Origin of the sequence: Actinoplanes auranticolor (assembly GCF_018332655.1) — a bacterium.
Lineage (GTDB): Bacteria > Actinomycetota > Actinomycetes > Mycobacteriales > Micromonosporaceae > Actinoplanes > Actinoplanes auranticolor.
The window spans coordinates 90,754-102,486 of record NZ_BOQL01000025.1 but is presented as its reverse complement, the minus strand read 5'-3'; the positions used below and the strand labels follow the sequence as shown (position 1 = coordinate 102,486).

General features: G+C 71.6%; 10 protein-coding genes. 4 read left to right on the top strand and 6 right to left on the bottom strand.

Annotation, left to right across the window (positions count from 1 at the left end; translation table 11 throughout):
* Nucleotides 1-431 precede the first annotated feature (431 nt).
* From Aau02nite_RS15770 to mshA, 3 genes are read right to left on the bottom strand one after another with little or no spacing between them, the layout of a single operon-like run.
* Nucleotides 432-1,730: an MFS transporter gene (locus Aau02nite_RS15770; protein ID WP_246595176.1), complete on the bottom strand. Its 1,299-nt coding sequence runs from the start codon at nt 1,728-1,730 to the stop codon at nt 432-434.
* A 32-nt stretch (nt 1,731-1,762) separates the two neighbouring features.
* A complete protein-coding gene (locus Aau02nite_RS15765; protein ID WP_212989170.1) occupies nt 1,763-2,260 on the bottom strand; it encodes a type III secretion system chaperone family protein in 498 nt (165 codons plus the stop codon).
* Nucleotides 2,254-3,558: a D-inositol-3-phosphate glycosyltransferase gene (gene mshA / locus Aau02nite_RS15760; protein ID WP_246595175.1), complete on the bottom strand. Its 1,305-nt coding sequence runs from the start codon at nt 3,556-3,558 to the stop codon at nt 2,254-2,256. The genes Aau02nite_RS15765 and mshA overlap by 7 nt, the downstream gene beginning before the upstream one ends.
* Nucleotides 3,559-3,700: 142 nt before the next feature.
* Here mshA and Aau02nite_RS15755 point away from each other — a divergent pair, with 142 nt between their 5' ends.
* Nucleotides 3,701-4,462 carry an SDR family oxidoreductase gene (locus Aau02nite_RS15755; RefSeq protein WP_212989169.1) on the top strand — a complete coding sequence of 254 codons (762 nt, stop codon included), beginning with the start codon at nt 3,701-3,703 and terminating at the stop codon, nt 4,460-4,462.
* Between the two features lie 4 nt (nt 4,463-4,466).
* Nucleotides 4,467-5,261: a class I SAM-dependent methyltransferase gene (locus Aau02nite_RS15750; RefSeq protein ID WP_212989168.1), complete on the top strand. Its 795-nt coding sequence runs from the start codon at nt 4,467-4,469 to the stop codon at nt 5,259-5,261.
* Nucleotides 5,262-5,267: 6 nt separating this feature from the next.
* Here Aau02nite_RS15750 and Aau02nite_RS15745 read toward each other — a convergent pair whose 3' ends face one another.
* From Aau02nite_RS15745 to Aau02nite_RS15735, 3 genes are all read right to left on the bottom strand, one after another.
* Nucleotides 5,268-6,908 (bottom strand): DNRLRE domain-containing protein, encoded by a 1,641-nt coding sequence (locus Aau02nite_RS15745; RefSeq protein ID WP_246595174.1) that lies wholly within the window; start codon nt 6,906-6,908, stop codon nt 5,268-5,270.
* 235 nt (nt 6,909-7,143) lie between these two features.
* Complete coding sequence (locus tag Aau02nite_RS15740; RefSeq protein WP_212989166.1) at nt 7,144-7,545, bottom strand: response regulator; 402 nt, start codon at nt 7,543-7,545, stop codon at nt 7,144-7,146.
* Between the two features lie 72 nt (nt 7,546-7,617).
* Entirely contained in the window at nt 7,618-9,384 is a 1,767-nt protein-coding gene (locus tag Aau02nite_RS15735; protein ID WP_212989165.1) for a S8 family serine peptidase, read from the bottom strand.
* A 231-nt stretch (nt 9,385-9,615) separates the two neighbouring features.
* Here Aau02nite_RS15735 and Aau02nite_RS15730 point away from each other — a divergent pair, with 231 nt between their 5' ends.
* Nucleotides 9,616-9,840, top strand: coding sequence for a DUF7455 domain-containing protein (locus Aau02nite_RS15730; RefSeq protein ID WP_212989164.1), 225 nt, complete (start codon nt 9,616-9,618; stop codon nt 9,838-9,840).
* A gap of 79 nt (nt 9,841-9,919) precedes the next feature.
* Nucleotides 9,920-11,731 (top strand): sensor histidine kinase, encoded by a 1,812-nt coding sequence (locus Aau02nite_RS15725; protein ID WP_212989163.1) that lies wholly within the window; start codon nt 9,920-9,922, stop codon nt 11,729-11,731.
* Nucleotides 11,732-11,733: the final 2 nt, after the last annotated feature.

Below are 11,733 nucleotides of genomic sequence, written 5' to 3'. Positions count from 1 at the left end.
TCGCCGCCATGAAGGCCGACGATCTGCGCCGGCGGCTGCGCGGGCACGGCGTCAAGGGCACCGGCGAGCTGAAGAAGCCCGAGCTGGTGCAGCGGCTGATCAAGATCGAGACGGCCGGCACGAAGAAGAAGGCGGCCAAGAAGTAGCCGCCGGTGGGCGGCCGGAGGGCCAGCGGTCGACAGCCGGATGACCGAGGCGGGCATCATCCGTGAGGGTGAAGTTGCCAGGTGTGACGGTTCAGACAGATGGCAGACAGCCAACCCGCTTGTGGCCCTTGACCGGCCCAACTAGCGTGGTCGATGGACGCCGAGCCGTCAGTTCGGGGAACGGGTCGGCCCTTCGGGGCCACCGCGGATCGGCGTTCGGGGACGGGTGGCATCAGCCGTTGGGGGACGGCGTTACCCGAGACCGGCGGTTAGTGCGGGCGACGCCTATGGGGATGGGTGTCGCCCGCCGCCGCCGGCGCCGTCAGCCCCCACGGCATCCGGCTTCGCAGCCTTCAGTTCTGCAGCCTTCAGTTTCCCGGCCTTCACTCGTCGCTCCCGGCTCGGGCCCGCCGCCAGATGCAGAAGCGCGGCCACGACACCGACGGCAGCGACGATCAGCCAGTGCGCCGGCCCGAAAGCCTGCAGGCTCACACCGCCCAGTGCCGGCGCCAGGAACGCCGCCGCCGGGAAGGTGAGGAAGAACACCGCCTGGTAGCGCCCGCGCAGCTCGACCGGCGCCAGCTCCGCATTGATCTCCGCGTTCGGCGGTGCGGCCAGCATCGACCCGACGGTCCAGACCGCCGCCGCGACCAGGTAGCCGCCGAGCCGGTCGGCGAACGCCAGCGTCGCGAAGCCCACCGCCATCACCGCCACCGCCGTCGCCAGCACCCGGTCCTTGCGGTGCCGGTCGATCAGCCGCGGCACGAAGAGCTGCCCCAGCACGATGAGCGTCCCGCCCAGCGCGGTGACGAGCCCGTAGCCCGACGGGCTGAGCCCGTCGGCGCTCATCGCCAGCGGCACGATCGTGCTGGTCTGGGCGTAGAGCAGCGCCTGCAGCAGGGTCAGGCCGACGAAGACCAGGAAGATCCGGTCGGCCAGGACGGTCCGCATCCCCCCGCCGGCCACTGCCACCGGCGGCCGCCGGCTGAGCGTCTCCGGGACCTTCCAGGCGATGAGTACGCCGGTGAGCACCGTCGCCGCCGCATCGATCAGGAACAGCCCGAGATAGCTCCACTCGGCCAGCAGCCCGGCCAGCAGCGACGCCCCGGCCAGGCCCAGGTTGAACGCCCAGAACTGCAGGTTGAACGCCCGGGAGCGGCGCTCGGCGGGCACCACGTCGATGATCGCCGCGACGAAGGCCGGGCCGGGCATCGACTGGGCCAGCCCGAGCAGCAGACCGAGCCCGGCGACGAGCCGCAGATCCGTGCTCACCCCCAGGGCGACCAGCAGGGCGGCGGTGGCGAAATGCGCCGCGAGCAGCGTGGAGCGGCGGCCCCAGCGGTCGGTGAGCACGCCGCCGAGCAGGGTGCCGGCGACGCCGCCGATGCCGTACCCGCCGACGATGAGGCCGGCCAGCGCCGGGCTCGCCCCGCGCTGGGCGGTGAGGTAGAGGCTCAGGAACAGCACGGCGAAGCCGCCGACCCGGTTGATCAGCAGACCGGTCCAGAGATACCAGTACGTCGCGGGGAGTCCACCGGCCGCGTCCGTCCACCACTTGCGCCCGGTCGGCACCCGGTCCCCCAACTGGTAACGATCTTAACAGTTACCGGTTCAGGTTAGCCCGGGGTTTCCTCGTCGGCGAGGTGGGCGAAGGCCTGCAGGTTGGCCAGCGACTCGCCGCGCTTGACCCGCCACTCCCACTCGCGCTTGATGGACGAACCGAAGCCGATCTCCAGCATCGAGTCGAAGGACTCGTCGGCGTACGTCAGCACCGCGCCCAGCAGCCGGTCCAGCTCATCCTCGTCCAGGCCCTTCAGCGTCACCCGGCCGGTCAGGTAGACGTCACCGGCGGCGTCGATCGAAAAGCTCACGCCGTACATGCGGGCGTTGCGGCGCAGCAGCCAGGCCCACAGCTCCTCGCTCCGCTCGTCCGGATGGCGCATCACGAACGCCTCGATGCGCAGGGCGTGCTCCCCCACGATGAGGTTGCAGGCCGTCTTGAGCTTGTGTGTGCCGGGCAGCGTCACCACCCACGCGGCATCGCCGGTGGACTCGCACTCCAGCTCACGTTCCGCGCAGACGCGCTCGATCAGCGCGCCGATCTCGGTCACCATGAGAAGGAGCCTGCCAGGCGGGCCTCGATCAGTGCACGGTGCTCGGTGACCGCCTCGCGGTAGACCCGCAGCAGGCCGTCCGCGGTGCGGTCCCAGGAGAAGTTGGTGGCGTGCCGGACCGCACCGATCGACAGCCGCAGCCGGCGGGCCGGGGCCAGCAGCAGATCGGCCAGCACCCTGGCCCAGTCGTCCGGATCGTGCCCGTTCACCAGCACCCCGCTCACGCCGTCGGTGACCGCCGTGACCAGGCCACCCACGGCCGCCGCGACGACCGGCGTGCCGCAGGCCTGCGCCTCCAGGGCGACCAGCCCGAACGACTCGTTGTGGGAGGGGACGGCGACCAGGTCGGCCGCCCGGTACAGCGCGGCCAGGGCCTCGCCGGTCTGCGGCACCACGAACCGCACCTTGTGCGAGACGCCGAGCGACGCGGCCAGCTCGATCAGCGCGGTGGGCCGGTCCAGGCCGCTGCCGCTGGGGCCACCGCAGATCACCACGGTCACGTCCTCGTCGCGCAGGGCCGGCGCGGCCAGCGCGTTGATCAGCACGTCGGGGCCCTTGAGCGGCTGGATCCGGCCGACGAAGGCCACCACGTACCCGCGTTCGGGCAGGCCGAGCCGGCGGCGGTCGGCCGCCCGGGTGGACCGGGGTCGAAAGCGGTCCAGATCCACGCCCGGCTGCACCACGGTGAGCCGGGTCGGGTCGGCGTCGTAGCAGCTGACCAGGTCCTGGGCCTCGAAGCGGGTGTTCGCCACCAGCCGGTCGGCCTCGGCGATGACCTGCTCCTCGCCGATCACCCGGGCCTTGGGCTCGGGGCGGTCACCGGCGGCGATGAACCTGTTCTTGACCTTGGCCAGGGTGTGCGCGGTGTGCACGTGCGGGACACCCCAGCGTTCCCGGGCCAGCCAGCCGACCTGCCCGGACATCCAGTAGTGCGAATGGATCAGGTCGTACGCACCGGGCGGGCGCGCGGCCTCGGCCCGGAGCACGCCGTTGGTGAAGGCACAGAGCTGCGACGGCAGCTCCTCCTTCGACAGGCCCTCGAACGGGCCGGCGGTGACGTGGCGCACAGTCACGCCCGGAGCCATCTCGACGACCGGCGGCAGCTCGCTCGACGTGGCGCGGGTGAAGATCTCCACCTCGACGTCCCGCTCGGCCAGCCGCTTGGAAACCTCGACGATGTACACGTTCATGCCACCGGCGTCACCCGTGCCGGGCTGCTCGAGGGGCGAGGTGTGCACGGAGAGGGTGGCGATGCGCCGGGGTGTCGGCCAGGGGCCTGCAGCCCGCAGCTCAGCCACGTCGTGTCCCTTCGCGAAGCAGTGGAACGTAACGGGGAACTGTTACGCCGTCGTTCATCTTCCCTACCGGAAGGTCCTCAACCCAACGCCAGGAGGCCGGGGGTGACCGAGCTCTCCCGCCGGGGTGAGGCAGGATCAAAGGATGGTGCAGAAGAAGATCGCCGTCGTCACCGGGGCGTCCAGCGGTATCGGCGCGGCCACCGCCCGCCGGCTGGCCACCGAGGGCTTCCACGTGGTGGCCGCGGCGCGGCGCGCGGACCGGCTGGAGCAGCTGGTCGCCGGGATCGGCCCGGACGCCACCGCCGTGGTCTGCGACGTCACCTCGGATGCGGCCGTCGACGCGCTGGCCACTGCGGTCGGCGAGCTCGGTGCACCGGTCGCGCTGCTGGTCAACAACGCGGGCGGGGCGCGCGGGATGGACCCGGTCGAGGCCGGCTCGGTCGACGACTGGCAGTGGATGTACGAGGTGAACGTCCTGGGTACGCTGCGGGTCACCAAGGCCCTGCTGCCGGCCCTGGAGGCCAGCGGCGCGGGCACGGTGGTGACCGTCGGCTCGACGGCCGCCTTCACCGTCTACGAGGGCGGCGCCGGTTACACGGCCGCCAAGCACGCGCAGAACGCCCTGGTCGGCACCCTGCGCCTGGAGCTCGCCGGCCGGCCGGTGCGGGTCATCGAGATCGATCCCGGCATGGTGCGGACCGAGGAGTTCTCCCTCAACCGCCTGGGTGACCCGGCCAAGGTCGACGCGATCTACGCCGGCGTGCGCGAGCCACTGGTGGCCGAGGACATCGCGGACTGCGTCGCGTGGGTCGCCACCCGGCCGCAGCACGTCAACATCGACCGGCTGGTGGTGCGCCCGATCGCCCAGGCCGCCCAGCACAAGGTGGCCCGGGAACAGAGCTGATGCCATGAAGCCGGTCGGTGCGGTCACCCGCGGCACCACCAACCCCAACCGGCTGCGCCGGGTGGACAACTTCATCGCGTACCGCTGCGGGGAGCTGCTCACCCGCGCGGCCGCACCGCTGGTGGTGGATCTCGGATACGGCGCGACGCCGATCACGGCGGTCGAGCTGCGGGCCCGGCTCGCGGCCGCGGTCCGCCCGGACGTCGCGGTGGTCGGCCTGGAGATCGATCCGGTACGGGTGAGCGACGCCCAGCCGTGGGCGGACCCGCCGCTGCTGGAGTTCCGCCGGGGCGGCTTCGAGCTGGCCGGCCTGCGCCCTCAGGTGGTCCGCGCGTTCAACGTGCTGCGCCAGTATCCGGCGCAGGACGTGCCCGCGGCGTGGGCCGCCATGACCGGCACCGGCGCGCTGCTGGTCGAGGGCACCTGTGACGAGCTGGGCCGGATCGCCACCTGGGCGGTGGTCGGCGCGGAGGGGCCGCGGACGCTCACCCTGTCGGCGCGACTGTCCGATCTGGACCATCCGGCCACCTTCGCCGAGCGGTTGCCGAAGGCCCTGATCCACCACAACGTGCCCGGCCACCCGATTCATGACCTGTTGCGGACCCTGGGCGCCGCCTGGGACGCGTCGGCCACCCCGTTCGGTCCGCGGCAGCGGTGGCGGGCCACCGTCGCGAAGTTCCGCGAGCAGTGGCCGGTGCTGCCCGGTCCGGCCCGGTGGCGCCGTGGCGAACTGACCGTGCCCTGGCCCGGACAGCCGGCCGGGCCGGCCCGCGAACGGACCGGCCCGGTATCGGGGTGAACGACGTCACTTGCCGATGGTCACCTTGAACATCGGGTCGGCGGCGACCTTCTTGAACGCGGCGAGGCTGCTCGCCGAGGAGTTCACCGAGATGTCCCGGTCACCCTCGTCGTCGCTGGCGGTGTCGAAGTAGACGACGGCCTTGATCGCCGGGTGGGCCTTCAGCTCGGGGACGACCGAGGCGAACGCGGCGGACTTGTCGGTGATGGTCGCGCGGCGGTGGTACATGCCCCACTCGGCAACCATGATCGGCTTGGTCGGGTGGTTCTGGACGGCCCAGTCGTACCAGCCGAGGCCGCCGCCGGTGGGCTGCCGGTCGAGGAGGTCGCCCATGCCGCCGTAGTGGTAGTAGCCCTTCTCCACGCTGACGTAGGAGTCCAGGCCGACCCAGTCGACGTACGCGTCGCCCGGGTAGAGGTCCTTCCACCAGGACTGCGCCATCCACTTCTCGTTGCCCATGTAGGCGATCACGTTGACGGCGTTGCTGACCCCGTTGGCGCGCAGCCGGGTGATCACGTGCCGGTACATCGCGGCGTAGTCCTTGGCGGTCATGCCCGACGAGGCGGTGGTCTGCACGTCGTTCTCCGGCTCGTGGTGCAGCGCCAGGAAGAACTTCTGGTGGTAGTTCTGCTTGACGTACGCCGACCACTTGTCGATCCGGGCGTTCTGCTCGCCCGCGGCGACCTTGGCCCAGGTGGAGTTGTAGGCGATCTTCCAGTTCAGCAGGAGCACGCGCGGGCGCTGCGGGTCCTGGGTCATCGCGATCTCAGCCTTGGTCGGGAACTGCTCGTCACCCTTGTGGTACTGGTGGAAGATCGTCGCGGTGCGTCCGGTGAGCGTCTCCCAGCTCTTGAGGGCCTGGTCGCGCGGGGTGTCGGTGAAACCGCCGGCCGCGGCTCCCCACAGCACGCCGCAGGACGGCACGAGCAGCGCACCGGTGACGCATTCCGCCGGCGGCGTCGTGGTCGGCGGAACGGTGGTCGGCGGGGTCGTCGGGGCGGTGGTGGGCGGGGTCGTCGGGGCGGTGGTGGGCGGGGTCGCCGGCCTGGTGGGGGTGATCGTGGTGCGCTTGACCGTCAGGACCAGCTCGGGGCCACCGGCGGTGGCGGTGCCGTACTCGATGGCGCGCAGCCGGGTGACGCCGTTGGTGGCCGCGGACTTCAGCGCGAACGCGTAGGTGCCGGCCCGGGTGACCACTTTGGAGACGTCGAAGCGCAACGTCGTGTCGGTGGTCCGCGGCTTGATCGAGGCGACCAGCCAGCCGAGGGCGGGCGCGTTCGCCGCGGTGAGCTTCTGCTCCGACCAGGTACCGGCCACCGAGTAGACGTTGAGCGTGGCGGCGACCGGCTTGCTCTCCACCGGCAGCCGCAGTTCAGCCGCGGTGACGGTGGCCCCCGCGGCAACCTTGGGTGCGAACTTCACATAGGACAGCCGGGTCTCTCCGGCCTCCTTGCCGACCACGAGCTTGTCGGCCGAGCCGAAGTTCACCGTCTTGCGGGTGCTGGACGTGTAGGCGTCGTCGGTGCTGTAGATGGTCGTCGTCTCGGTCGTGGTCGCCGCGTTCGCCGTACCGGTCAGGGTGAGGCCCGTGCCGGCCACCACCACACCCGTCAGTGCGACTCCGATCGTCCTGCGCCTGGCCGTCACGTCGTTCCCCCTGTATGTCAAACAATTGCTGTCTGACATTCAGGTTCGGCGCGGGCGGGTGCCGGCCCGGATCGCGAACGGGTGCAGGCCGGGAGCCCCGCCACAGTGGACCGTCTGGCGGCACGGGCCCCACCGGATGAAGGGCTTTTGGGCCGACGGCGGCTCCGCCGTTCGGCCGACCCCCGGACGCGAAAAACGCCGCCGGAAAGTTCCGGCGGCGTTCTCGCTCAGCTCGTCACACGGTCGGTGCCCGCTGGTCCAGGATCGAGCGCAGGGCCTCGAGCAGCAGATCCGACGTGAACGGCTTCTTGACCAGCAGGGCGTCCGGCTCGATCAGGCCCTTGGTGACGGCGATGTCCTTGGGCAGACCGGAGATGTACACGACGCCCATCTCGGGGCGCAGCTCGGACGCGGTGCGGGCCAGCTCGCCACCCGAGTCGCCGGGCAGGTTGAGATCCGTGACCAGCACGTCGATGACACCGGGATGGTCCTGGCAGACCGCGATCGCCTGCTCCCGGTCGCCGGCCACCAGGGTGGCGAAGCCGCGGCGCTCGAGCATCCGGCGCATGATGTCGCGCAGGTCCTCCTCGTCGTCGACGACGAGGACCGTGGGGCGCTCCTGCGTGACCTCCGTCATGGCGGCCTCCTTGCCTCTACTCACGGACAACGCTAACGGCGGGACACCGCACCGGTACGGCTTTCCGAGCTTTCAGAGGGTCAACTTCCACTTGTCCAGGATTCCGGTCGTGGTGCCGTAGGTGTCCTTGACCTGCAACGTCCACGTACCGTTGCGAGACGTACCGGAAAGGTTGATCGGGTAGGTCTGCGACAGATTCGCCACCCTGTCCGCCTTGTCGGCCTGCTTCAGCGTGTACTTCGTGCCCCGCGGGCTCACCAGCGAGACGACGAGCGAACCGCGGAAGCCGTGCACGACGGTCACCGTCACGCTGGAGGTCGCCGACGCGGTGCCGGTGCAGCCGGAGATGCCCACACTGCTCCACGCGGTGCCGTACCGGCTGATCCGCACGTCGGTGCCCATGGTGAACGGCCCGCACGCGGGGACCGGCACGCTGGTGGTCGGGGTCGTCGTCGGCGCAGTGGACGGGGCAGTCGTCGGAGCGGTGGTGGGGGCCGACGTCGGAGCGGTGGTGGGGGCCGACGTCGGAGCGGTGGTGGGGGTGGTCGTCGGGGCGGTGGTGGGGGCCGGCGTGGTCGGGGCCGTGGTGGGCGCCGGGGCCGGGGTGCCGGTGACGGTGTTCAGCCAGGCCGTGTTGAGCAGCTTGTTGACCGAGCCGGTGCCCGGTGAGGTCACCTTGTCCACCGACGCCTTGGTGGTCAGCAAGGTGAGCACCTGGGCCGGCGTGGCGGCCGGGTCGGCCCCCAGCACCAGCGCGGCCGCGCCGGCGACGTGCGGGGCGGCCATCGAGGTGCCGCTCATCGTCTGGGTGCCGGTGTCGGAGGTGTAGCCGGCCGACGTGATCCTCGCGCCCGGCGCGAAGATGTCGAGGCAGGAACCGAAGTTGGAGAACGACGCCCGGGCGTCGGTGCTCTCGGTGGCTCCGACCGTGATCGCGTTGGGCGTGGCCGCCGGCGAGTAGCCGCAGGCGTTCTTGTTCTCGTTGCCGGCCGCCACGGTGTAGGTGACGCCCGACGCGATCGACTTGGTGACCGCGGCGTTGAGCGCCGAGCTCAGCGTGCCGCCGATGCTCATGTTGGCCACGGCCGGCTTGACCGCGTGCGTGGTGACCCAGTCGACACCCGCGATGATCGCCGAGTACGAACCCGATCCGGTGCAGTCCAGGACCCGGACGCCGACCAGCTTGACGTCCTTCGCGACGCCGTACGCGTGGCCGCCGACCGTGCCGGCCACGTGGGTGCCGTGCCCGTTGCAGTCCTGGGCGGTGGCGTCCTTGTCGATGAAGTCCCAGCCGTGGCCGGCCCGTCCACCGAACTCGGCGTGGCTGGTGCGGATGCCGGTGTCCAGCACGTACGCGGTCACGCCGGCCGCGGAGCGGTGGGTGTAGGTCTTCGACAGCGGCAGCGCCGGCTGGTCGATGCGGTCCAGGCCCCACACCGGGGTGCTCTGGGTGTCGGCCATCCGGACGGTGGCGTCCTGCTCGACGTAGTCGACGGCCGGGTTCGCCGCGAGCCGGCGGGCCGCCGTGGCGGTCATGGTGGCCTGGAAACCGCGGACGGCCGAGAGGTAGTTGGCACGGACCTTGCCGCCGTACCGCTTCGCGAGGGACTGGGAAGCGGACGTCACCCGGGAAGCCGCTGCGGATCCCGGCTTGAGCACCACGATGTAGCTGCCGGCGATCGCATCCGCGGCGGCCGCGGCGCGGACCGGGCCGGTGGGCAACGCGGTGGGGGTACCCGCGAGTGCGGTGCCAGTGACGCCGGTCACTGCGGCCGCGGTGGCGATGCCGGCGGTCAGCGCGAAGCGCGCGGTACGGCGCCGGCCGTCGTTGCGAGTCATTCTGGGTTCCCTCCCGTTAAGCCACAGGCGAACGACTTCACCCGCGTATTGGGGTATGCCGGTGGCGTCTGAGGGAAAGGTTGACGACGGGACAGAGTCACCAGGGACCTTGCCGGTTGCGCGTCAGTAGCAGGGTCCCGAAGGACGTCCCGAGGGCTAAGGCGCCCCTCCGGCGGGCCGAAGTACCCGCTGTCAGGACCGCTGCACCGCCACCGAGCAAGGAGAGCGATGATGACCACCATGCTGTCGCCCGAGATCGTCACCGTCCCGTCCCTGGTCGACCGCTGCGACAGCTGCAACGCGGCCGCCAAGGCCGAGATCGCCCTCAGCAGCGGCGGCTCGCTGGTGTTCTGCGGGCACCACGCCAACAAGCACGCCGACCGGCTGGTGCTGCTCGCGTCCAAGGTCACCGTCGAGGACGGCTTCGAGTGGGCGGGGCAGTCTCACCCGGCGTGACCACTTGATCCCATCCGCCGCGATATGATCACTCCCTCACACTTGGGCGGAAACGCCCATATTTAGAGGGGTTCCACCGGTGCAGATCGCGGCGCACGACGTGGGCAGGCTGTCCCGGATCCTCGCCGGGTGCGCCGGTGTCGCGGTGGCCGTCTTCGGTGCCCTCGACCTGCTCACCTCGTCCGCTGAAGAGAACGCCCTGACGTCGAGCCCGGCAGCCGCACTACTGGCCGCCGGGCTCGCCCTGTTCCTGCTGGCGCCCATCCGGGCCAGCACCCCGGCGCGCGTCACCGCGTACGTCCTGGCCGGCCTGGCCGCTCTGCTGGGGGCGGCCGCGCTGGTCCGGCATCCGGCTGCGGCTGTCGCCACCCTGCTGACCGGGCTGGCCCTGACCGGCATCGACGTGCGGGTACGCCGCCCCGGGGAGCAGTCCCGGTTCCGGATCGCCGACCCGCTGCTGGCCGGGGCCACGATCATCGCGCTGGTCGCCCTGGTGCCGCGGATGTTCGCGCCGACCTTCCCGGACGGCGGTGGCCCGGACAGCGTGATGACGCCGTACCACGCCGGTGCCCTGCTCACCCTGGCGCTGGGGGCCATCCTCGCGCGCCCGGAGGCGGGTCCGCTGCGTACCGCCGCGGCCGCCGGACCCGGCACCAAGATCCGGCACACGCTGCCCGTGGTGATCGCCGTGCCGGTGCTCGCCGCACTGGTCAGCGCGCTGGCGGTGCGGACCGGGATCAGCCGGCCGGCCGCCGCGATCAGCACCGGGGCCATCCTGGCCGCACTGGCCGTGCTGGCCCTGATCGGTTTCCTGGTCCGCTCGCTGGAGGGGGCCGACCGCCAGCAACGGGAGCTGGTCGCCGAGCTGCGCGAGCGCCGCGAGTTCGCGGACACGCTGCTGCAGTCGATGAACGAGGCGGTGATGGTGCTCGACGCCAACCACCGGGTGATCGACGTCAACCGGCGCTGGCGGGAGCTGACCGGCCACCGCGAGCCGGCCGCCCCGGATCCGGCGTCGCTGCCGCCGGCCGGCACCGGCGACTGGCTGGTCCGGCACGCCGACGGCACCGACATCCCGGTGCTGGCCACGATGGCCCCCATCCCCGACGCCGACGGGCGTCCCCGCGCGTACGTGGCGACCTACGTCGACATCACCGACCGCAAGCGGGTCGCGGACGAGTTGCGGGAACGGGCCGGCGAGCTGGAACGCAGCAACGAGCGGCTGCGCGAGTCGAACGCGAGGCTGGCGGCGGCACTGGCCTTCAAGAACGACCTGACCTCGATGCTGACCCACGACGTGGCCCAGCCGATCAGCTCGATCGCCAGCCTCTCGGAGCTGCTCAGCGCGGACTGGGCCGAGCTGGACGAGGACACCCGTCTCGAGCTGACCACGAAGATCGACAAGAACACCCGCCGGCTCGTCAAGATGATGAACGATCTGCAGCTGCTGTTCCGCCTGGACACCGGGGCGGTCACCGCGCGGCGTACCCCGGTGCCGGTCCGGGAGGTCGTCACCGCGGTGGCGGCGGAGCTCCGGTGCGCGGCGGACGTGACGATCGAGGTCGACGAGGACCTGGCCGCGCTGGCCGACCGGCAGCACCTCTGGCACGTGGTGCACAACCTGCTCGGCAACGCGCTGAAGTACGGCGATCCCCCGCTGGTGGTCAGCGCCCGCCGCGCCGGGGAGGCGGTCGAGCTGGTGGTGCAGGACCGCGGCGCGGGCATCCCCGAGGAGCTGGTGCCCCAGCTCTTCGACCGGTTCATGCGCGGCGCCGGGCTCGGCCTGTTCATCGTGCGGCACCTGGTGGAAGCCAACCGGGGCTCGGTCCGCTACGAGCGGGCCGAGCCCCGGGGTGCCCGTCTGGTGGTGACCCTCGAGGCGGCGCGGTGAGC

Coding starts and splice junctions, on each gene's coding strand:
- Aau02nite_RS15755 (WP_212989169.1), top strand. CDS start 3,701: ATGGTGCAGAAGAAGATCGCCGTCGTCACCGGGGCGTCCAGCGGTATC.
- Aau02nite_RS15740 (WP_212989166.1), bottom strand. CDS start 7,545: ATGACGGAGGTCACGCAGGAGCGCCCCACGGTCCTCGTCGTCGACGAC.
- Aau02nite_RS15750 (WP_212989168.1), top strand. CDS start 4,467: ATGAAGCCGGTCGGTGCGGTCACCCGCGGCACCACCAACCCCAACCGG.
- Aau02nite_RS15765 (WP_212989170.1), bottom strand. CDS start 2,260: ATGGTGACCGAGATCGGCGCGCTGATCGAGCGCGTCTGCGCGGAACGT.
- Aau02nite_RS15730 (WP_212989164.1), top strand. CDS start 9,616: ATGACCACCATGCTGTCGCCCGAGATCGTCACCGTCCCGTCCCTGGTC.
- Aau02nite_RS15735 (WP_212989165.1), bottom strand. CDS start 9,384: ATGACTCGCAACGACGGCCGGCGCCGTACCGCGCGCTTCGCGCTGACC.